Annotated in this window: 17 protein-coding genes; 3 read left to right on the top strand and 14 right to left on the bottom strand. The window is 76.4% G+C overall.

The genetic code is table 11. From position 1 onward, the window contains the following. Nucleotides 1-40 precede the first annotated feature (40 nt). The 4 genes from GCU56_RS05340 to GCU56_RS05325 form a co-directional block, all read right to left on the bottom strand. Nucleotides 41-685, bottom strand: a complete 645-nt coding sequence (locus GCU56_RS05340; RefSeq protein ID WP_163480489.1) for a hypothetical protein — start codon at nt 683-685, stop codon at nt 41-43. Between the two features lie 78 nt (nt 686-763). Then, complete coding sequence (locus tag GCU56_RS05335) at nt 764-1669, bottom strand: DUF2510 domain-containing protein (protein WP_163480488.1); 906 nt, start codon at nt 1667-1669, stop codon at nt 764-766. Between the two features lie 36 nt (nt 1670-1705). Further along, nucleotides 1706-3337: a protein kinase domain-containing protein gene (locus tag GCU56_RS05330; RefSeq protein WP_204331487.1), complete on the bottom strand. Its 1632-nt coding sequence runs from the start codon at nt 3335-3337 to the stop codon at nt 1706-1708. After that, entirely contained in the window at nt 3334-4752 is a 1419-nt protein-coding gene (locus tag GCU56_RS05325; protein ID WP_163480487.1) for a M20/M25/M40 family metallo-hydrolase, read from the bottom strand. Before GCU56_RS05325 ends, GCU56_RS05330 begins: the two co-directional genes overlap by 4 nt. A 56-nt stretch (nt 4753-4808) precedes the next feature. On the opposite strand from GCU56_RS05325, the gene GCU56_RS05320 reads away from it, so the two are divergent. Then, nucleotides 4809-5645 (top strand): alpha/beta fold hydrolase, encoded by an 837-nt coding sequence (locus tag GCU56_RS05320; protein ID WP_163480486.1) that lies wholly within the window; start codon nt 4809-4811, stop codon nt 5643-5645. 73 nt (nt 5646-5718) lie between these two features. Here the strand turns inward: GCU56_RS05320 and GCU56_RS05315 are convergent, their stop codons facing one another. The 9 genes from GCU56_RS05315 to GCU56_RS05275 form a co-directional block, all read right to left on the bottom strand. Continuing rightward, nucleotides 5719-9030, bottom strand: a complete 3312-nt coding sequence (locus GCU56_RS05315; protein WP_163480485.1) for a UvrD-helicase domain-containing protein — start codon at nt 9028-9030, stop codon at nt 5719-5721. After that, nucleotides 9027-12209: a UvrD-helicase domain-containing protein gene (locus GCU56_RS05310; RefSeq protein ID WP_163480484.1), complete on the bottom strand. Its 3183-nt coding sequence runs from the start codon at nt 12207-12209 to the stop codon at nt 9027-9029. The genes GCU56_RS05315 and GCU56_RS05310 overlap by 4 nt, the downstream gene beginning before the upstream one ends. Before the next feature lie 59 nt (nt 12210-12268). Continuing rightward, nucleotides 12269-12595 (bottom strand): MGMT family protein, encoded by a 327-nt coding sequence (locus GCU56_RS05305; protein ID WP_163480483.1) that lies wholly within the window; start codon nt 12593-12595, stop codon nt 12269-12271. Continuing rightward, a complete protein-coding gene (locus tag GCU56_RS05300; RefSeq protein ID WP_163480482.1) occupies nt 12595-13599 on the bottom strand; it encodes a collagen-like protein in 1005 nt (334 codons plus the stop codon). Before GCU56_RS05300 ends, GCU56_RS05305 begins: the two co-directional genes overlap by 1 nt. A gap of 95 nt (nt 13600-13694) precedes the next feature. Then, nucleotides 13695-14279, bottom strand: coding sequence for a TIGR03086 family metal-binding protein (locus GCU56_RS05295; RefSeq protein WP_163480481.1), 585 nt, complete (start codon nt 14277-14279; stop codon nt 13695-13697). Nucleotides 14280-14399: 120 nt separating this feature from the next. Then, entirely contained in the window at nt 14400-15560 is a 1161-nt protein-coding gene (gene moeZ, locus GCU56_RS05290) for an adenylyltransferase/sulfurtransferase MoeZ (protein ID WP_163480480.1), read from the bottom strand. A gap of 100 nt (nt 15561-15660) precedes the next feature. Further along, on the bottom strand, nt 15661-16998 hold the full coding sequence (locus GCU56_RS05285) for a hypothetical protein (protein WP_163480479.1): 1338 nt from the start codon (nt 16996-16998) through the stop codon (nt 15661-15663). A 140-nt stretch (nt 16999-17138) separates the two neighbouring features. After that, nucleotides 17139-17927: a DUF3152 domain-containing protein gene (locus tag GCU56_RS05280; RefSeq protein WP_345771646.1), complete on the bottom strand. Its 789-nt coding sequence runs from the start codon at nt 17925-17927 to the stop codon at nt 17139-17141. Nucleotides 17928-18409: 482 nt separating this feature from the next. After that, complete coding sequence (locus GCU56_RS05275) at nt 18410-19456, bottom strand: alpha/beta fold hydrolase (protein WP_163480477.1); 1047 nt, start codon at nt 19454-19456, stop codon at nt 18410-18412. A 68-nt stretch (nt 19457-19524) separates the two neighbouring features. Between GCU56_RS05275 and GCU56_RS05270 the strand changes: the two genes are divergently transcribed. Further along, complete coding sequence (locus GCU56_RS05270; RefSeq protein WP_163480476.1) at nt 19525-20151, top strand: TetR/AcrR family transcriptional regulator; 627 nt, start codon at nt 19525-19527, stop codon at nt 20149-20151. 173 nt (nt 20152-20324) lie between these two features. After that, a complete protein-coding gene (locus GCU56_RS24430) occupies nt 20325-20561 on the top strand; it encodes a DUF3107 domain-containing protein (RefSeq protein WP_012950239.1) in 237 nt (78 codons plus the stop codon). Nucleotides 20562-20650: 89 nt separating this feature from the next. Here GCU56_RS24430 and GCU56_RS05260 read toward each other — a convergent pair whose 3' ends face one another. Further along, nucleotides 20651-21316: an SDR family NAD(P)-dependent oxidoreductase gene (locus tag GCU56_RS05260; protein ID WP_163480475.1), complete on the bottom strand. Its 666-nt coding sequence runs from the start codon at nt 21314-21316 to the stop codon at nt 20651-20653. Nucleotides 21317-21325 lie beyond the last annotated feature (9 nt).

The raw sequence follows: 21325 nt of genomic DNA, 5'->3' as shown, positions 1-21325 counted from the left end.
GCCCGGGTGGCCCGGCGGTCACCGGGACGGAGGGGGCCGGTCAGTCGTCGCCGCCGCGCCCCCGGCCACGGCCGCGACCGGAGTCGTCGCCGTCGTCGGAGCCGTGACCGCCGCCCACCCGACCGGCGGAGTCGTCACCGGGGCCGTCGTCGGACCCGTGTCCGCCGCCGTGGCGGCCGTCGGAGTCGTCGTGGCCACGCCCGCTCGGTGAGGTGGACGCCGCCGGAGCCCCCGGTGAGTCGTCGCTCCCCCGTCCGCGGCCACGGTCGTCGTCGCGGGGACCCTCGACGGAGAACTGCGGGACCCCGGCCACGCAGCTGATCCTGATCTCGACCTTCTGGGTGCCGTTCTCGAACTCCACCTCGCCGGGGCGCGGGGAGTCGTCCGCCCACCACCCGGGCGCCGGCGTACCGGCGTAGGAGGGCACGCCCCCCTCACAGGTCGCGGAGACCGTGCCCCCGACGGTCACCTGCTCTCCCGGCGACGCCGCGGGTGGCAGGGGCGCGACCTCCGTGCCGGACGGCGTGGACGACGTGGACGACGTGGACGGCGCGGATGTGGCCGACGCGGGCTGCGGAGCCGGCGAGGCGCCGGCGTCGACCACGGCGACGGCCAGGACGACGAGGCCGACGGCGGCGGCCCCGGAGGCGGTGTACAGGACGCGGGGGGCGAGGGTTCGTGTCATGGGCAGACCATGTCGCCGGCCGGGTCAAGGCCGCCCTAAGGACAGTTCAAGGACAGGCACGGGTCGGGGAGAGCCCGGTCAGAGCACCTCGACGGCGTCGACGACCTGGTCGATGACGCCGTACAGCTCGGCGTGGGTGTTCGGGATGGACACGTAGAGCAGCGCCGGCGCGGGCCGGCCGACGTCGATGAGCAGGAGCGCCGCCCGCTCCCCGGTCGCGTCGTAGCCCTCCACCTCCCAGGACAGGTCGAACTCGACCAGGTGCGCCGCCGCGCCGTCGACCGTGCGCGCCTCGTCCCGCAGGACGCGGCGCTCGTTGGGCCACGGGTAGTAGTTGCCGCGGACGCTGTCGGCCACCTGGGCGAGGGTGCCCTGCAGGCCCTCTGGTCCGGCGGCGCCGAAGTCCGGCGACAGCGGTCCCGAGGTGCACTGGGCGATGAACGTGCCCCCGTCGGGGGTGAGGTCCTGGGTGGTGAAGAACTGGCCGGCGACGGACGTGGTCTCCCGCATGACTCCCTGGGCGTACTCGTACCAGCCCCCGCCCAGGTAGGGGTAGGAGATGCCGGCGGCCTCGTCGACGATCCGGACGGTGTCCGGCGGGAAGGTGGGGCCGGCAGGCACCGGAGGGTCGGCCGAGGCCGGGTCGTCGACGAGGCTCGGCGACGCCCGGCCGACCAGCAGCGCGATGACGACGACCAGCACCAGCCCGAGCACCGACAACCCGACCACCCACGCGGTGCGCCGCCCGCTCGGGGCCGGCGGCACGGCCGGGACGGCCGGGACGGCGTGCACGGTGGCCGGGCCGGTCGCGGCCGGCGGGTCCGGGGCCTGCACGAGCGTGGCCTGCACGGTCACGCCGGGACCCGCCGGGGTGGTGACGTCCGACCAGCTCGCCCCGCTCCACCAGCGCACCATGCCGGGCGCGCCGTCCGGGTCGGGGTACCAGCCCGCCGGTGCGCTCCCGCCCTGTCCTCCGCCGGTCACGGGCGCCACCTTAGGACGGCCGCCGCCCGTTGCCGGTCACTGACGGTCGGCCGCGCCGGACCACCACGACCGGAGGGTGGACAACCCGTTCTCGCCGCCACCACGCAGCTCCGCGAGGCCGACCGTGCCCAGGTCGTCCCAGGTCCAGCGCAGCTGGGCGTCACCGTCAGCGTCCACCGAACACGTCAGCCGGCCCACCGGGGCGTCGTCGAAGTCGGTCAGCTGCACCCAGCCCTGGGGTCCGTCGGAGACGCCGCAGTCGAAGACGTCCTCCAGCTCGGGCAGGCCCGCCTGTTCCACGTGCGCGGCGACGGCGGCGGACGCGCCGTCGCCGGCGTAGACCGTGTAGGTGCCGGCCGGGACGTCGACGTCCCCCTCGACGGCCGGGCAGCTCAGCCGACGCAGTTGCCCGTCGGCGGGGGCCTCGCCGGTGCACCGGGCCGGGTCGACGCCGTCGGGCAGGGCGAGGGCCAGCAACCGGTCCGCCGCCCCCGAGGCGTCGTCCGCGGCATCGTCGGCGCGGCCGTCGGTGACCACGAGCAGCACGGCCAGCGCCAGCGCCACCACACCGGCCACAGCCGCGACCACCCACGGCAGCCGGTCGGCGCGGGGTCCGGGGGCCGGCGTCCCGGCGGAGGACGGCGGCCCGATGTGAGGGGGCGGCCCGACGGCGGTCGGCGGGGCCGGCACCGGCGCGGCCGGCAGCTCCTGCCGGGTGACCGCCCGGCCCCCCTCGGCGGCCGACGCACCGACCGCGGTCGGTGCGTCGTCGGTCCGGGGCACCGGTACGCCGCTGGCAGCCAGCGCCGCGCGCGCCGCGGCGGCGAGCTGGCCCGCCGTCTGCCAGCGCTGCGCCGGGTCCTTCGCCAGCCCACGCAGCACGACGTCGTCCAGGGCCGGGGGCAGCCCCGGGCGGACCACCGAGGGACGCTCCGGCGGCTCGTGCAGGTGGGCCACCATCAGGCCCATGGGGTCGGCCGGCGCGAACGGCCGGCGGCCGGTGAGCAGCTCGAACAGCACACAGGCCAGGGAGTAGACGTCGCCCCGGGCGTCCGGCGGAGCCGAGCCGAAGCGCTCGGGCGCCATGTACTCGGTGCTGCCCACCGCGGTGCCCGTCGCGGTCAGCGCTGGTCCCGGGCCGTCGTCGGCGCCCCGGGCGATGCCGAAGTCGGCGAGGTAGGCGAAGTCCTCCCCCGCGGCGGAGGTGGCCAGGTCACGACCGTCGGCCCGGGCGACGAGCAGCACGTTGGAGGGCTTGACGTCGCGGTGCACCAGGCCGTCGGCGTGTGCGGCGTCCAGCGCCCGGGCGACCTGGCCGACCAGGTCGACGGCGCGGGCGGGGTCCACCGGGCCGCCCCGCCGGAGGAGGGAGTCCAGGTCCTCCCCCTCGACCAGCCGCATGTCGAGGAACAGCTGACCGTCGATCTCCCCGTACCGGTGGATGGGGATGACGTGCGGCTCGTTGAGCCGGGCCGCGATGCGCGCTTCCCGGCGGAACCGGCCGCGGAAGCCCTCGTCCTGCGCCCACTGGGGGTAGAGCACCTTGAGGGCGACGTCGCGCTCGTGTTCGGCGTCGTGGGCCCGGAGCACCTGGCCCATCCCGCCGCGGCCGAGCACTCCCAGCACCCGGTACGGGCCGAAGACCTCGCCGTCGGTGGGGCCCGTCACCGGGCGGGGAACGGCACGGCCGCCAGCTCGCGCCAGAGGTGGGCGGCCGCCTCGGCGCCGCGGTACAGCATCGGCAGCAGCACCCGCTCGTTCGGGGAGTGGATGCGGTCGGTCGGCAGTCCGGCGCCGAGGAACAGCAGCGGCGCGCCGAGGACGTCGACCAGGTCGGCCTCCGGGCCGCTGCCCCCCTCGCGCGTGAACAGCACGTCGCCGGGGTCGCGGTCGTTCGCCCGCCCGATCGCGGCCAGCAGGGCGGCCATCCCCGGGGAGTCCAGGTCGCTGGCGCACGGGGAGACCCCGCCCGGGGGGACGTGCACGTCGGCCACGATCCCCTCGGGGGTGTTCGCCGCGACCCAGGCGCGCACCTGGTCGGCGAGGTCCGCGGGGCGCTGGTCGGCGACGAGCCGGAAGGTCACCTTCGCGTGCGCCTCCGCCGGGATGATCGTCTTGTGGCCGGGCCCGGTGTACCCGCCCCACATGCCGTTGACCTCGGCGGTGGGCCGGGCGCCGATCCGCTCGAGGGTGGAGTAGCCGGTCTCACCGGCGGTGGTGCGGGAGGCGGCCGGGCCGGCCAGCCAGGCGGACTCGTCGAAGGGCACCCGGCGCATCAGCTCCCGCTCCCGGTCGGTGAGCGGGCGGACCGCGTCGTAGAAGCCGGGCAGGGTCACCCGCCCCTGCGCGTCGTGCAGGCTGGCGATGAGCGTCGCCATGGCGTGCAGCGGGTTGGGGACGCCGCCGCCGAAGGAGCCGGAGTGCAGGTCGACGTCCGGCCCGCGCAGGGTGATCTCGGCGTCGGCCAGGCCGCGCATGGCGACCACGGCGCTGGGGACGTCCGGCGCCGCCATCCCGGTGTCGCTGACGACGACGACGTCGCAGCGCAGCCGGTCCGCCCGCGCGCGCAGCAGGTCGGCGAAGTGCGGGGACCCCGACTCCTCCTCGCCCTCCACCAGCACCTTCACCGTCACCGCGGGGGTGTCGCGGCCCGTGGCCGCCAGGTGCGCGCGCATGCCCAGCAGGTGGAAGGCGACGTTGCCCTTGTCGTCGATGGCCCCGCGGGCGTGCAGCTCCGGCCCGTCGGGCCCCTCGACCCTGGTCGGCTCGAACGGCGGGTGCACCCACAGCTCGAGCGGGTCGACCGGCTGCACGTCGTGGTGGCCGTAGACCAGGGCGACGGGGGCACCGGGGTCGGCCGACGGCCACTCGGCGAAGACGGCCGGGGCACCCGGGGTCGGCCAGATCTCCACGGTGGGGAAGCCGGTGCGCCGCAGGGCGGCGGCCAGCCACTCCGCGCTCGCGGCGACGTCGGAGGCGTGCGCCGGGTCGGCGGAGATCGACGGGATCCGCAGCCAGGCGTCCAGGTCGCCGTGCAGGTCGTCGAGGTGCGCGGTGACGAATGCGCGTTCCGGGCTGTCCACGGGACTGACGGTAGCGGCGCGCGCGGCGGGGGCTCCGCGGGGCTAGCGTCGCGGCCATGCCCGGAGCGCTGCTGCAGGTGGACGTCGGCGACCTCACCTTCGACGTCCGGGCCGACGGCCCCGCCGACGGGCGGCCGGTGCTGCTGCTGCACGGCTTCCCCGAGACGTCGCTGTCCTGGTCCGCGGTCACCCCGCGGTTGACCGAGGCGGGCCTGCGCACCTACGCGGTCGACCAGCTCGGCTACTCCCCCGGCGCCCGCCCCGCCGAGGTGGGCGCCTACGCGCTGCCGGCCCTGACCCAGGTCACCGCCGACCTGATGACGGCGCTGGAGGTGCCGCGGGCCGACGTCGTCGGGCACGACTGGGGCGCCAACGTGGCCTGGGCACTGGCTGCCTGGCACGAGGACCGGGTGCGCTCGCTGACCGCCGTCTCGGTGCCGCACCCGACGGCGTTCACCACGGCCTGGCGGTCCGATCCCGAGCAGCAGGAGCGGTCGGCCTACATCCGGCTGTTCTGGCAGGAGGGCAGGGCCGAGGAGCTGCTGCTGGCCGACGACGCCCGCCGGCTGCGGCGGATGTTCGGCGACGCCGTCCCGCGCGAGGCGGTCGACGAGTACGTCGCCGTCCTGTCGGCTCCCGGCGCGCTGCGCGCGGCGCTGAACTGGTACCGGGCGATGAGCTCGGCCACCCCGGTCGACCAGGTCGCCGTGCCGACGTCCTACGTGTGGAGCGACGGGGACGTCGCCGTCGGCCGCACCGCCGCGGACGGGTGCGCCGCCTGCGTCACCGGCGACTACCGCTTCGTGGAGCTGGCCGGGACCAGCCACTGGATCCCCGAGCAGGCGCCCGAGGCCCTGGCCGCCGCCGTCCTGGACCGGATCGCCTCCAGCTGAGGACCCCGTCCTCCCCACCGCTCGCCAGCTCGCGGCGGTGCCCTGGACGGGACCACCCTGCCGGGGGCCGTCCTCAGGTCTCGGTGCCGGTGACCAGGGCGACCAGGCCGGACTCGTCGAGCAGGTCGACCGGGCGGACGGTCACCCCGGCGGCGACGTGGTGGAAGCCGGCGCTGACCCGGTCGACCGGGACGCCGGTCAGCCGGGCCCAGCCGAGCCGGTAGGCCGCCAGCTGCACACCGGCGGCGGCCAGGTCGCCGGCCGACGGCGGCGGGCCGGTCTTCCAGTCGATGACCTCGAAGCCGCCGTCGGTGCCGGCGAAGACCGCGTCGATGCGGCCGCGCAGGGTGAGCGGACCCAGCGGGGTCTCGAACGGCACCTCCACCTCGACCGGCTGCCGGTCGGCCCACTCGCTGGCCAGGAACGCCTCCTGCAGCTGCGCCAGCGAGCTGTCGGGGACGGCGAACTCGTCCCCGGAGCCGGGCAGCTCGTCGAGGTCGAGCAGCCGGGCCGCGCCGAAACGCTCCTCCAGCCAGGTGTGGAAGGCGGTTCCGCGCCGGGCCTGCGGCGCCGGGGCCGCGGGCATCGGCCGGCGCAGCCGCCGGGCGAGCTCCCCCGGGTCACGGCGGAGGGTCACCAGCGCCGACACCGACAGGTGAGAGGGCAGCGGGACGTCGACGGCGGGCCGGGCCGCCCGGGCCCGCTCCCGCAGCAGCAGGTCGGCGTCGCGGACCCACTGGTCGACCAGGGGGTCGGCCTCCCCCAGCCGCTCGGTGTCCAGCGGGTGCGGGGCCGAGCCGGTGACCAGCTCGGCGGCGGCGGTCAGCGCGCGTCGCCGGCCGGCCGAGAGCGGATCGGCCGGCCAGACCCCGATCGGCCACTCGGCCAGCGCGGGGTTCTCGGCGCCGTCCTCCGGGGCGGGGGCCCAGTGCACCACCGCGCCCGCGCCGGCCTCGCACGCCTCCCGCACGGTGTGCAGCAGCGACGAGGGGCCGCACGGCTTGATCCCGTCCCGCCACCAGCTGCCCGAGCACAGCAGCAGGTGCCGGGCGCGGGTGACCGCGACGTACCCCAGCCGGACCTCCTCACCGGTGCCGAAGTCCTTCCAGTCCTGCACGTACCGGTCCAGCGCCTGGCGCACCACGGCCTGGTCGCCCGAGCCGGGCACCGGCAGCCGGAGCCGGGGCAGGTCCTCCCGGTCGACGGGGCGCAGGTCCACCGGGACGGCGCCCGGGTCCTTGATCCAGGAGTCGCTGACGCCCGGCCGGGCCGGGAACTGGTCGGCGGTCATGCCGGGGACGGCGACCACGTCCCACTCCAGTCCCTTGGCGGAGTGGCCGGTGAGCAGCTGGACGGCCTCGGGGTTGACCGCGACCTCACCCGGTTCCAGCCCCCGCTCGCGCTCCTCGGCGTCGCGCAGGTACCCGAGGAAGGCCGGCAGCGAGGGCAGGTCGGCCAGCTCGGTGAACTCGGCGGCGACCGCGTGCAGGGCGTCCAGGTGCGCGCGGGCGGCGGCGGGGCTGACCCCGGGCGCGCTGGCCAGTTCGGTCTGCAGGCCCAGGGTGCGGGCCACCTCGTCGACGAGGTCGGGCAGCGACTCGCCCAGCCGCCCCCGCAGCGCGGTGAGCTCGCCGCCGAGCCGGCGCAGCCGGCGGTGACCGGCGGCGGAGTAGGCGCCGGGATCCCCGAGGTCGTCGAGCGCCTCGACGATGCTGCCGCGCTCCTGCGGCGGCTCCGGCGCGCCCTCCTCGCCTCCGTCGCGGCCGGGACGCCGCGAGTGCACCAGCGCCCGGGCCCGGGACTCGAGCGCGGCCAGGTCACGGGGACCGATCCGCCACCGGGCACCGGTGAGCAGCCGGCCCAGCGCGTCGCCGGCGGTCGGGTCGACGAGCACGGTGAGGGTGGCGACCACGTCGGACACCTCGGGCACCTCGAGCAGGCCACCCAGGCCCACGACCTCCACCGGCAGGCCGCGCTCCCGCAGCGCCGCGGCGATGCCCGGCAGCTGCTTGCGGGTGCGGGCCAGCACCGCGACCGTCGGCGGCCGGCCGTCGGGACGGCGCGGGAGCACGGGGTCGGTGCCGTGCCAGCAGGCGGCGAGGCGATCGGCCAGAGCGGCGGTCTCGTCGGCCACGGTGGCGTACAACCCGGCGGTGACCGCCCCGCGCCCGGCCGTGGGCGCCGCAGCCAGGTCGGGCAGGGGTGCGTCCGGGGGCGGCAGCATGGCCGAGACGGCGTTGGCGACGGCGAGGACGGCCTCGTCGTTGCGCCAGCTGGTGGCCAGGGTGAGCCGCTGCGCCGGGCGTCCCCGCACCCCCGGGAAGGTGCGGGCGAAGCGCTCGATGGTGCCGGCGGACGCGCCCCGCCAGCCGTAGATGGACTGCCGGGGGTCGCCCACGGCGAGCACCGGGTGGCCGGTCTCCCGGCCGAACAGCGCCTCGAGCATGCGCAGCTGACCGACGCTGGTGTCCTGGTACTCGTCGAGCAGCACGACCGCCCATCGGGCCCGCTCGCGGCGGCCCACCTCCGGCGCGGAGACGGTGATGCGCGCGGCGGAGGCGACCTGGTCGGCGTAGTCGATGGCGCCCATGACCCGCTTGCGGGCCTCGAACGCCTCCACCAGCGGCAGCAGCGCGACCCGGGCCCGCTGGCGCGCCAGCACGTCCAGGACGTCCTTGTACGGCCCCCGCTTCTTCGGGGCGTCGGCACAGCCGGTGATCTGCGCCTCGAACCGTGCCGTCCAGGCGCGCAGCGCGGCCGGGGTGACGTCGTGCTCGCCCATCTCCGCGGCGAGGGCCAGCACGTCCTCGACCGTGGTCAGCAGGGACAGCGGGACGTCGTCCATGTCGCCGGTGTAGGCGCTCACGACCTGGGTGGCCTGCCCCCAGCACATGGCCGGGCCGAGCACGCCGGCGCCGGGCTCGACGCCGATCCGCAGACCGTGCTCGGCGACCAGCGCCGCGGCGTAGCCGTGGTACGTGGCGACCGTCGGCGCGCCGATGTCCAGTCGTTCCCGCAGGTCGCGATCGGTCTCGGGGTGCCGGGCCAGCGCGCCCAGCCGGAGGTGGATCCGCTCGTTGAGCTCGCTGGCCGCCTTGCGGGTGAACGTGAGCCCGAGGACAGCCTCGGGGGCGACGATCCGGTTGGCCACCAGCCACGACACCCGGGCGGCCATCGTCTCCGTCTTGCCCGACCCGGCGCCCGCGACCACGACCAGGGGCCGGTCGGCGGGGGCGGCCACAACCCGGGCCTGCTCCTCCGACGGCGCGTAGGACAGGCCACAGCGGGCGGCCACCTCGGCGGGGGTGAGCAGGGCCCGGGCGGCCGGCGCCGCAACGGGCTCCTCGGCGAACAGCTCGTCGAAGGACAGCTGCTCGGCGCTCACGCGGTCACCTGCCGGCCGCGCTCGTGCAGCGGGCAGCTGCGGCGGGCCGGGCAGCGCTGGCAGTGGCTGCCGGTGCGCACCTCGAAGGCCGCACCGCCCATCCCCTCCCCCACCTCGGCGACCAGCTCACCGGCCGGCGTCCGCTCCAGCGGGACGGCGGCGGGGAGCGGCTCCTGGCGCTGCTCCTTGGCCTTGGCGCCGGTGCCCACCTGCAGCAGCGCAGCACCCCCGGGGACCGTGCCGTGGTCGGGAAAGGCCCCCGCTGCGACGGCCACCTGGTAGGCGGCCAGCTGCCCGTGCTCCTCGACGTCGCGCGGCGCGGTCTTCCCGGTCTTGAGGTCGACGACGACCAGCCGCCCCTCGGCGTCCCGCTCCAGCCGGTCGACCTGGCCGCGCAGCCGGGCGCGCCCCACGACCACGTCGAAGTCCTCCTCGGCGGCGATGAGCTCCCGCCGGTTGGCCGCGTGCCAGCCCAGGAACCGGTCGAGCATCTCCTGCGCCGCGTCCCGCTGCCGCTGGTCGGACCAGCCCGGCCCGAGGTCGAGCTGGTCGAGTTCGGCAGCCAGGGCGGCGGGCGCCTGCGCGGACGGGAGGCCGTCGGCGACCCGCTGGGCGACCGCGTGGACCGCCGATCCCACCGTCCGCGTGGCGTCCGGCGAGGCCTCGGCGCCGACCGCGCCGAGCACCCAGCGCAGCGGGCAGCGCTGGAAGGTCTCGATGGCCGAGGGCCGCACCCGGACCGGGTCCTCCGCCGGCACCAGCGGAGCGTCGTCGGAGAGCGGCGCCAGGCCCCACCAGTGCTCCGGGGCTGCCCCTGTCACGTGCTCGTCGGCCAGCCGGCGCAGCACGCCCGCCGCCGCGGCCCGCCGCGGGGCGGGGGTGTGCGGGTCGGTCACGGCGCGGCGCAGGTCGGCCACCAGGGCGGGCAGGGTCAGCGACCGGGGCAGCTCGGTCAGCGGCCGCCCCTCCGCCGGGGCAGGGACGACGAGATCGAGGAAGCGGGAGGCGGTCGCGCCGGCCTCGGCGCCGTCGAGCGCGCCCTGGACGGCGGTGACCACCAGACGCCGGCGCGCCCGGGTGCAGGCGACGTAGAACAGCCGCCGCTCCTCGGCCAGCGCCAGGACCCGCCGGTCGACGACGGTGCCGTCGATGCCCGCGGCGCGCTCGACCAGCTCCTCGGTGGCCAGCAGCGAAGAACGGTCCCGCAGGTCGGGCCAGACGCCCTCCTGCACGCCGGCGACACAGACCAGGTCCCACTCGAGGCCCTTGGCGGCGTGCGCGGTCAGCAGCCGGACGGTCTCGTCGGCCGCCGCGCGGGCCGCCCCGCCGTCCCCGGGCAGTTCCTGGGCGGCCAGGTGCGCCACGAACGCCCGGACGTCGGCCGAGGGCAGCCGGTCGACGAACCCGGCGGCGGCGTCGAACAGCGCGACGACCGCGTCCAGGTCGCGGTCGGCGACGGCCCCGGCAGCTCCGCCGGCGGCGCTGGCCCGCGCCCACCGACCGGACAGCCCGCTGCGCTGCCACATCGCCCACAGCACGTCTTCCGCGGTGCCGTCGGCGACCAGCGCCACCCGGCCGGCCGCCAGCACGTCGGCGACCCTGCGGGCCGGGCGCGCGACGTGCTCGGGCAGCGTCTCCAGCAGCAGCTCGTCGGACAGCGCGGCGGCCAGCGGTGCCCCCCGCTCGGCCGCGTCGACTCCCTGGCGCGCGAGCGCGATCCGGACCGCTCGTCGCAACCGGCGCAGGTCGAGCACGGTCGCGCCGCCGAGCGGTGAGCTCAGCAGCGCCTCGGCCGCGGGCTCGTCCAGACCGGCCGGCGCGCCGTCGTCACCGGGCAGGAGAGCCGCCAGGACCCCGAGGAACGGCGCGACGGCCGGCTGCGCCGCCAGGGGGAGGTCGTCGGAGGAGACGGTCGCGGGCACCCCGGCCGAGGTCAGCGCCCGGCGCAGCGGCCCCAGCGCGAGGGTCGAGCGCACCACGACGGCCATCTGCGACCACGGCACCCGGTCGAGCAGGTGCGCCCGGCGGAGCAGGTCGGCGAGGTACGCGGCCTCGATGGCGGCGGCGCCGAAGACGTGCACCTCCGCGGTGCCGTCGTCGCTGCCCTCGACCGGCTGCAGCCGCCGGTGCTCCCACGGGCCCGGCAGCCCCTCGGCGACCGTCCGGCTGATCCGCAGCAGCTCGGCGCCGGACCGGCGGCACACGCCGAGGGAGAGCCGTCCGGCGGGCCGGCCGTCGGCGTGCCGGAAGCGGGTGGGGAACTCGACGATGCCGCGCGGCTCGGCGCCGCGGAAGGCGTAGATCGCCTGGTCGGGGTCACCGACGGCGACGAGGTCTCCCCCGCCGCCGGCGAGCAGTTCCAGCAGCTCCACCTGGGCCGGGTCGGTGTCCTGGTACTCGTCGACGAACAGCCAGCGGGCCCGCTCGCGTTCCTGGCGCAGCAGCTCGGGGTCCCCGGCCAGCTCCGCGATGGCCTCGCGGACCAGCTCGGCCGGGTCGTACCCCGAGGCGTCGCCCCGGCCGGCGGTCGCGAACGCGGTCACCGCCTCGTACTGCTCCTGGAAGGCCGCGGCGTGCACCCACGCGTCGTGCCCGGACTCGCGGCCCCACGCGGCGAGCTGGTCGGGACCCACGCCGCGCTCGGTGGCGCGCAGCAGCAGCTCGCGCAGTTCGGTGCGGAAGCCCGCCGTGGCCAGTGCGGGCGCCAGGGCCGGGGGCCAGCGGACCGCCCCCTCCTCCTCGACGTCACCGCGCAGCAGCGACGCGACGACGGCGTCCTGCTCGGCGGCGGTCAGCAGCCGCGGCGGGGCCTCGCCACGCAGCAGCGCCGCGCGGCGCAGGACCCCGTAGGCGTAGGAGTGGAACGTGCGGGCCAGCGGCTCGCGGATGGTGCGCGCCACGCGCCCGGTGACACGGGTGCGCAGCTCGGCAGCGGCCTTGCGGCTGAAGGTGAGGACGAGGATCTGCTCGGGGTCCACCCCCCGGTCGATGCGGGCGGCGACGGCCTCGACGATGGTCGTCGTCTTGCCGGTGCCCGGTCCGGCCAGCACCAGCAGCGGACCACCGGGGTGGTCGACCACCGTCTGCTGCGTCGGGTCCAGCCGCGGTCGGGCGGCCGGCTCCGGATCGGTCTGCACGAGCCGGTAGACCGGCGCGCTCGATTCCCCCCGCTGTGCCACCTCCCGATTGGAGCACGGGTCGCCGACGGTCCCGGGACGCCCGGGTCGTGTGCGTGGTCTCAGGGCCAGCCGACGGCGGCCAGGTCGACGCGGCCGTCCCGGACCGGCACCCCCTCGCCGGCCAGCAGTTCCAGCTGTCGCACCCGCACCGGCTCGGCCACGGTGCCGTCCGCGCGCACCACCCGGTACCACGGGACGACGCCGCCGCCCTGGGACAGGGCGCGGGCGACCCGACGCGGTCCGACGCCGACCAGCCGGCCGATCGCGCCGTACGTGCTCACCCGACCGGGCGGGATCGCCTCGACCGCGTCGTACACCGCCTCGTCGACGTCCTGCGGGGACGCGGCGGCGCCCGGGGACGGCGGTCCTCCGGGCGCCGCCGGCATCACAGCACGTAGTCGCTGTGGTTGCGCCACCAGTCGTACAGCGTGGCCAGGTCGGCCTGGGTGGCCCCGGGCGCGGCGACGAAGCCCTGCACCAGCGCCGCGTCGTCGGTCCAGGCGATGACCACCGCACCGTTGGCCGTGTCGATGGTGCAGGCGACCAGCCCGGTGTTGGCGCCGGCGTTCCACGGGCCGATGCCGGGCGTGGTGCTGCAGTCCTCGCCGGCCGGGATGTCGCCGAGTCCGAGGCCGCTGACCTCGTTGGTGAAGGTCGAGTCGAGCAGCGCCTGGTCGGGGTACTGGTAGAACTCGGCCGTCACCGGGCCGGGCTGGGTCGTGCTGGCGCCGCACGTGGCGTGCGCCACGTCGCCGTCCCCGCCCAGCGGCGACTCCGTGCAGTCGGTGAAGTCGGTCGGCAGGATCGACAGCAGGTCCCCGGCCGGCGCCGGTGCACTCGCCGTCGGCGGCGGCGGGCTGCTGGTGGTCGAGCGCGAGGACGAACTGGACGAGGCGCTCGACGAGCTCGCGGAGGACGAGCCGCTCGCCGCGGGCGCCGGGTCGTCGTCGCCACCGAGGACGACGACGAGGACGACGGCGAGGGCGATGAGCGCGACCAGGCCGGCGACCAGGCCGATGACCAGCCCCCGCTTGCTCCTTGCCGGTCCCTGCCCCGGCTGACCGTAGGGACCGGGCTGCCCGTACTGACCCGGCTGGCCGTAGGACCCGGGCTGCCCGTACTGGCCGGGCGGCCCGTACTGACCCGGCTGGCCGTACGGCCCGGGCTGGCCGTACTGACCCGGCTGACCCGGCTGGCCGTAAGGCCCGGGCTGACCGAACTGACCGGGCTGGCCGTACTGGCCCGGCGGCTGGCCGGGGGCCGCGCCCTGGCCCTCCGGGGGCTGACCCCAGCCACCCTGCCCCTGCGGCTGTCCCCACCCGCCCTGGCCCGGCGGTTGACCCGTGCTGCCGGGACCGTGCGGATCCTGGCCCGAAGGCGGCTGACTCATGCGGATGACCTCCCGGGACGCGGCGAACGCCCGAGCCTAGAGGTGACCGCCCGGGCTCCCGGGGGCGCGACCCGCCGGAGCGGCGGGTGGCGCCCTCACGCCCGCCGGCCGAAGCGGGCCAGCAGCCGGGTCTGGGGCGGGGCGGTGGCGGGCACGTCGAGCGGGGCGGCGTACCGGCCGGCGACCCCGTCGGCGGGGACCCGGTCGGCGATCACGAGCGCGGCGGTGACCAACTGCGGGTCCAGTGCGGTGTCCCCCGCCGTCGCCCGGGCCAGGTCCCAGGAGTGCACCGTCAGGTCGACGGTCAGCTCCTCGACGTACTCCGCCGCCGGGATCGGCCCCCGGGTCAGGTGCACGGTCCGGCGCAGGGCGGAGTCCTCGGCGAACGCCGCCAGCGCGGCATCGGCGGCGGTCTCCCAGCCCGTGAGCGGGTCGTCGCCCAGCAGGTCCTCGGTGTCCTCGGGGAAGCGACCGTCCACGAGGTCGACCGGTTCGCCGGCGAGCAGCGGAGGCACCCACAGCGCCTCCTTCACCAGGTGGGCGACGAGGTCGGCGACGGTCCACCCGGGCAGCGCCTCGTCGTCCCACTGCCCTGGCTCGATCGCGTCCACCCGGTCGGTGAAGGACGCCTGCGCGCGCTGGAAGAGCTCGAGCAGCTCCACCGGCGAGAAGTCGGCCATGCCGGACAGTCAAGACGACGACGGCGCGCCGCGCTCCTCAGGGGAGCGCAGCGCGCCGTGAGGCTCCGTCGCAGGGACCGCGCCGAGCGTGCGAGGTGCGGGGGGCGACGGGGTCCTTCGTCAGTAGGTGGGGAGGGCCTTGTCGATCCGGGTGGCCCACGCCGTCACGCCGCCCTGCACGTGGACGGCGTCCTTGAAGCCGGCGTTCTTGACGGCGGCGAGCACCTCGGCCGAGCGCACACCGGTCTTGCAGTGCAGCACGATCGGCCGGTCGTTCGGCAGCTCGGACAGCGCGCGGCCGGAGAGGATCTCGTCCTTCGGGATCAGCCGGGCGCCCGGGATGGAGACGATCTCGTACTCGTTGGGCTCCCGGACGTCGATCAGGTCGAAGTCCTTGCCGGCGTCCATCATGTCCTTGAGCTCGTCGACGGTGATCGTCGAGCCCGCGGCCGCCTCCTGGGCCTCGACCGAGACGACGCCGCAGAAGGCCTCGTAGTCGATGAGCCCGGTGATCGGCTCGCCCTCGGGGTCCTTGCGCACCTTGATCGTGCGGAAGGTCATCTCCAGGGCGTCGTAGACCATCAGCCGGCCGAGCAGAGTCTCGCCGATGCCGGTGATCAGCTTGACCGCCTCGGTGGCCTGGATGGCGCCGACCGTCGCGCACAGGACGCCGAGGACGCCGCCCTCGGCGCAGCTCGGGACCATGCCGGGCGGCGGGGGCACCGGGTACAGGTCGCGGTAGTTCGGCCCGTGCTCGTTCCAGAAGACCGAGACCTGGCCGTCGAAGCGGTAGATCGAGCCCCACACGTAGGGCTTGTCGAGCAGCACGCACGCGTCGTTGACCAGGTAGCGCGTGGCGAAGTTGTCGGTGCCGTCGACGATCAGGTCGTACTGGCTGAAGATGTCCAGCACGTTCTCGCTGTCCAGCCGCGTCTCGTGCAGGCGGACGTCGATGAGCGGGTTGATCTCCTTGATGGAGTCGCGCGCGCTCTCGGCCTTGGACCGGCCGACGTCGGACTGCCCGTGGATGATCTGGCGCTGCAGGTTGGACTCGTCGACGGTGTCGAACTCGACGATGCCGAGGGTGCCGACACCGGCCGCGGCGAGGTACATCAGCACGGGCGACCCGAGGCCACCGGCGCCGACGGCGAGCACCTTGGCGTTCTTGAGACGCTTCTGCCCGTCCATCCCGACGTCCGGGATGATCAGGTGGCGGCTGTAGCGGCGGACCTCCTCGATGGAGAGGTCGGCGGCGGGCTCCACCAGGGGTGGCAAGGACACTGCTGCTCCTCAGATGCTCGACAGCGGCCCTCGTCGGGCCGGCGTTCGTCGGGACAACAGCGCGGCACGTCCCCCTCTTCCCGCAGCCGGCCGGATCAGGTCAGCCCGTGCTGAGGACGACGAAGTCGCCGTGCGTGCCGTAGCCGAGCTGGTCCTCGTGCCAGCCCGTCCCGTCGAAGGTCAGCAACCACCACGGCGCCCGGCGATGAGTGCCGGCGCGCACGACCATCGGATGCGGGATGTTCGTCCCGTACGGCGCCCGCAGGGACCCCCGGTGCCGCAGGTCGAGGTCGTAGACGGGGTACTCGGCGGCGTCGCGGTCGCTGGCCAGCAGGTACCAGCGGCGGCCGAACCGCTCGAGGATCGTGCCCTCGGTCTGCTCTCGACCGCTGTCGGCACCGACCAGCGTCAGCCCGTCGGCGTAGTCGGCACCGGGGGCGGCGACGGCCAGTGCCGGGTGGAAGACGTAGCGGGGCGGGCCGAACGAGACGCACTCGGTGAAGGCGATGTGCCACCGGTCGCCGACCCGCACGAGGGACGGGTCCCAGGCGCTCTCCGCCGTCGGCAACGCCAGCCGTTCCGTCGCGAGGACGTGCACGCCGGTCAGCAGGTCCACGCCGTCCGTCACGAGGTGCCGGACGTGCACGCCGGTGTCCGGGTCGTGGTCGCCCCAGGAGGACACCAGCACGATGGTCCGGCCGGTGACCTCGTCCACCACCAGTTGCCCGGCGTGGTCGCCGAGGACGAGCCCGTCGCGCGCGGAGAACAAGGCCGCGACCTGCGTCAACCGGCGGGGGTCGGCGAGGTCCAGGGTCCACACCCCCCAGTGGGCCTGCTGGAAGAACCCGAGCCCCGCGTTGGTGAGCGTCAGGTAGAGCTTGCCGTCCCGCACCAGCGGGCTCCCGTCGGGACGCCGGACCACCTGCGGGTCGCGGACCCCCACTCCGCCGGAGTAGCCGGCCCGCACCGCCGACAGCTCCACAGAGCCGGTGCCCGTGGCGCCGTAGCCGTACTCCAGGCCCTCGAGCACCGTGGGGTCCCGGAGGTCGATCCGCCGGCGGACGCCGTCCCGCTCGGTGAGCACCGGCCGCAGGTCGCCCTCCGCCGGCCCCATCAGCACGGTCACCTGGTTCTCGTTCAGGACCAGGGCGATCGTGGCGGCCGGGGCCGCCGGCACAGTCGTGCCGGCCACGACGTGCGGGCCGCCGGCACCGGTGACCTCGATCGTGACGCTCCCCTCGGCCGGCACGTGGCGCGCCCGCACCCCGCCGCGCGGACCGTCCAGGCCGAGTTCGATCCCGGTGCCCTCGTCCGCGTGACCGACGTCGAGGACCAGCGAACAGAAGGGCGCCCGCGGACCGGCGCCCAGCCGCGTGAAGCCGGTCGGGGCGACGCGGAGGGGGCCGGTCCGGTCGACGTCCACGAAGGGGGACGTCAACGCGACGGGACGGTGCCGGCACACCTCGGAGAAGGACAGGGAGAGCGGATCGCCCCGACGCCGGCCGAGCACCCGGTGAGGTGACGGACGTGCGACTGCCCGCAGCAGACGGCGGCGGTGCGGTCCGGAGGACGTCGACGTCACGGATGGGGCCAGGCGTTCTTCGCGCAGCCGTCGAGGCCCAGGGTCTGCTGCTGCATCACCGGCGCGAGCTGCCCGGCGCCCGGGCATCGCTGGTGGCCGTTGCCCAGGGCGTGCCCGACCTCGTGGTTGACCACGTACTGCCGATAGGTCGGGACGTCGCCCTCGTAGTCGGGGACGGCGGTCTCCCAGCGCGCGAGGTTGATCACCGCGCGGTCGCCGTAGCGGCAGGACGTGTAGCCCCCGGTCCCCACGCCCGGGCAGTAGGCCTCCATGTTGCCCGGGCTGATCAGCGTCACCTTGAACGCGTAGTCACCGGCGGCCTCCTCGGCGACCCCGACCCGCTGGAAGGACATCTGGCCGCCGCTCCCCCAGGACCGCGGGTCGCCGAGCGTCGCCTCCACGGCGGCGGCGAACGCGCCGCCGTCCACGCCGATGCCGTCCTCGACCTCCACCACGAAGCGCTGCAGGGGGCCGCTGCCGTAGACCGGGGACGCCCCGTCCACGATCGTCACGGTGCCCGCGCCCCGCTGGACGAAGCCCGTCGACCCCGCGGGCGGCGGCGCGGTCTCGGTGGGTCCCGCGTCCCCCTGCGCGGGAGCCGGAGGCTCCTCGCTCACCGCGGCGTCCGGAGCGCTCGACGGCGCGGGAGTCGGAGCGGTGGAGGCCGCCGGACTGGCCGACGTCGGCGTGGTGCCGGAGCCACCGAGCAGGAGGTCCCCGAACGTCAGCAGGGTGGCCAGCGTGAGCAGGGGGATGGCGTAGGCCCGCCAGCCCCAGCGGGCCACGAAGCGCCGGATGCGGCCGCCCGGCGGACGGCGCCCGACGAGCGGTCGCCGGTCGACCGGCTCCCGGCCGGCCAGGCGATGATCGGCGAGGCGAGGGCCGGCTGTGCGGGGGTCGGTCAGGCGGGGGCCGGTCGGGTGGAGGCCGGCCGGGCGGGGTTGGGCGTCGGGGAGGCGACGCCTGGGAGGCGGCGAGGCCGGACGGCCGGCAGCCGGCTCGCGCCCCTGGGGGACGGGCCGGGGCGCCGGGGACCCGGCAGTCCGCGCGCTCGCCGGGTCGCGTGGCCGGCCGCGGGCGTCCGGGAGCGGGGGCACGCGGGGCAGGCCACGGACCGGGTCGCCCGGGAGCGGTGGACGCCGCCCCGGCCCGCGGCCGGGAGGTGCGTCCGCGGGGCTCACCCCGCCAGGCTCTCACGCACCCGAGGGTCAGGGGCAGACCCCACGACCGCGGCGTGTGCTGGACCGAACCGTCTCGGTGATGACCCTCAGGAGACGGCGGCGGGCACCGCGCCCGCGGCGTCCTCGGCCAGGGCCAGCACCGCCCGGGCCGTCGGCTCGGCCGCCTCCAGCATCGCGACGTGCCCCACCCCCTCGAGCACGAGCAGCCGGGCGTCCGGGACGGCGGCGGCCAGCCGCGGGGCGAGCGCCGGATCGACCAGGCGGTCGCGGTCGCCCCAGAGGACGAGGGTCGGCATCCGCAGCGAGCGCGCCATCCGCCACGCGTTGGCCGGGCCGACCCGCAGGTAGGAGGTGATCAGCCCGCGCATGCTGCGGGTCAGCGCGCGCACCGCCCACGGCTGCCCCGCCCGCTCCCGCATCTCCTCGAGCGCCTGGTCCAGTCGCGCCCGCGGCACCCGCCGGGGGTCGCCGAAGCACATCTGCACCATGCCGCGGACCTGCTGCTCCGGTGTCACGGCGGAGAGCCGGCGCTCGGCGAGCGCGGGCACCCCGGGCAGCAGGAGGAGCAGCAGTTGCCGGCTGAACGCGGCCGGCACCCGGTAGACCGGCATCGCCGGGGAGACGAGGGTCAGCGAGGCGACCAGGTCGGGACGGCGTGCGGCGACGACCACGCAGACCAGGCCGCCCAGGGAGTTGCCCAGCAGGTGCACCGGCCGCCCGGCGCCCTCGCCCGGCTCGGCCACGATCCGCTCGAGCAGGTCGACGACGGCCGCCACGTGCCCCCGGACGGAGTAGGACCCGCGTGCCGGCGGGTGCGATCGGCCGAAGCCGGGGAGGTCGATCGCCCAGCCGTCGAAGCGGACGGCCAGCAGGGCGGCGAGGTCGGTCCAGTTCGTCGACGCCCCGCCCAGGCCGTGCACGTACAGCGCGCGTTCCCGGGGCGCGCCGTCGGCCGCGCCGTCCACCGGGCCGGTCCACGGAGTGCGGCGGACGAAGACCTCACCGCCGCGCACCAGCACCGGTCCGCCCGGCCACGGCGGGGGCAGGACGTCGCTCGAAGGCAGCGGCACCGTCGACAGCCGGGCCGGGACGGCGCTGGTCGGGCCGGGGGTGGTCGCGGGCGCCGAGGTCACCCGCCGACGGTAGGTCAGCGTCCGCCACGGCGCGCAGTCCGGTGACCCGTCGGTAACATCCGTGCGTCATGCACCTGCCCCGGCCCGCCTCCGCCACCCGCCGCTCCGCCCGCCTGCCGCGCGGCGCGCGGCGGCTGCAACTGCTGCAGGCGGCCCAGGAGGTGTTCGTCGCGCAGGGCTTCCACGCCGCCGCGATGGACGACATCGCCGACCGGGCCGGGGTCAGCAAACCCGTGCTGTACCAGCACTTCCCCGGCAAGCGGGAGCTGTACCTGGCGCTGCTCGACCAGCAGGTCACCGCGCTCACCGACCGGGTGCGCGAGGCGATGGAGGGCACGGACGACAACCGGACGCGGGTCGACGGCGCCGTCGGTGCGTACTTCGACTTCGTCAACGCCGAGGGTGCGGCCTTCCGGTTGGTGTTCGAGTCCGACCTGCGCAACGACGACGAGGTGCGCGACCTGGCCGACCGCGGTCACCGCGCCTGCGTCGAGGCGATCGCCGAGGTCATCGCGGCCGACACCGGGGTCGACCGGGAGCGGGCCCTGCTGCTGGCCTCCGGCATGACGGGGCTGGCCGAGACCAGCGCCCGCTGGTGGCTGCCGCGCAAGGGCACCGTGTCGCGCGACGAGGCCGTGTCCCTGATGACCGCGCTGTCCTGGCGGGGCATCTCGGGCTTCCCACGCGTCGAGTAGCAGGAGGACCCCGTCCTCCTGCTACTCGACGCACGCTCGGGGCGAGCCTCGGGACGGGGCCGCGGGACGGGGTCCTGCTGCCCGTTCGCTGTCGGCGCACCTGCACCGCAGGTCGGCGTCCCGATCGCTGCACTAGCGTGGGGTGCAGCCCGCAACTCGAGGAGGCATCCCCCGTGGAAGTCAAGATCGGTGTCCAACACTCCCCCCGGGAGCTGGTCATCGACAGCCCCAAGACCCCCGACGAGATCGCGGCCGAGGTGGCGAAGGCCATGTCCGGCGCGACGAAGGACGGCCTGCTCACGCTGGTCGACGACCGTGGCCGGCGGGTCCTGGTCCCCGTCGACCGGATCGCCTACGTGGAGATCGCCCAGGCCGACCAGCGCCGGGTGGGCTTCATCGCCGGGGCATGAGCTCCCGGCACAGCTGACCGCCTCCCGGCACGGCTGACCGGCACGGCCCGAGGGGGCGTCTCCGCACCGCGGAGGCGCCCCCTCGGCCGTCAGGAGGTGAGGTCGACGACGGTGCGCCAGTCCTCCCGGGGACCGGCGGTCTCGGCGACCAGGTCGGCGTAGAGCGCGGCCACGCGGTCGGGCTCGATCTTCTTCCCCGGACCGACCAGGCCCCGGATGGTCACGGTCGCCACGTGCACGCCGCGGGGGGCGAGGTCGGCGGCGAGGGCCACGGCCAGCGCGCGCAGGGCCGACTTCTGTGCCCCCAGGGTGGGCAGGGACGCCATCGGCCGGTCGGCGACCGAGCTGCCGGTCGCCAGGACGGTGCCGCTGCCCCGCTCGGTCATGCCCGGGAGCACGGCGCGCACCGCCGTCTGCAGGGCGACGACCCCGGCGGCGAGGTCGGCGGTCAGCTGGTCGGGGGTGAGGTCGGCGGCGGCGACCTCCCGGCCGACCGAGACGTTGTGCAGCAGGGCGTCGACCGGCCCGCCGGTGTCGACGAGGGTGCCGATCGCGGCGGTGAGCCCGGCGCCGTCCCCGGCGTCGGCGGCGGCGGACGCCGCGTCGATCCCCTCCGCGGCCAGCTGGTCGCGCAGCCCGGCCACCGCCTCGGCGTCCCGGGCGACGAGGGAGACCGACCAGCCCTCGTGGCCGAACCGGCGGGCGGTGGCCGCCGCGATGCCCGGACCGGCACCGACGACGAGCAGGTGCGGCACGAGGACCTC

This window comes from Geodermatophilus sabuli, from assembly GCF_010686765.1.
GTDB classification, from domain to species: Bacteria; Actinomycetota; Actinomycetes; order Mycobacteriales; family Geodermatophilaceae; genus Geodermatophilus; species Geodermatophilus sabuli_A.
This window is presented reverse-complemented; position numbering and strand designations above follow the sequence as displayed.

Excerpts from the sequence above, each read along its gene's own strand:
- GCU56_RS05295 (WP_163480481.1), bottom strand. The coding sequence starts at position 14,279 with ATGGCCGACTTCTCGCCGGTGGAGCTGCTCGAGCTCTTCCAGCGCGCG.
- GCU56_RS05340 (WP_163480489.1), bottom strand. The coding sequence starts at position 685 with ATGACACGAACCCTCGCCCCCCGCGTCCTGTACACCGCCTCCGGGGCC.
- GCU56_RS05320 (WP_163480486.1), top strand. The coding sequence starts at position 4,809 with ATGCCCGGAGCGCTGCTGCAGGTGGACGTCGGCGACCTCACCTTCGAC.
- GCU56_RS05270 (WP_163480476.1), top strand. The coding sequence starts at position 19,525 with ATGCACCTGCCCCGGCCCGCCTCCGCCACCCGCCGCTCCGCCCGCCTG.
- GCU56_RS05300 (WP_163480482.1), bottom strand. The coding sequence starts at position 13,599 with ATGAGTCAGCCGCCTTCGGGCCAGGATCCGCACGGTCCCGGCAGCACG.
- GCU56_RS05305 (WP_163480483.1), bottom strand. The coding sequence starts at position 12,595 with ATGCCGGCGGCGCCCGGAGGACCGCCGTCCCCGGGCGCCGCCGCGTCC.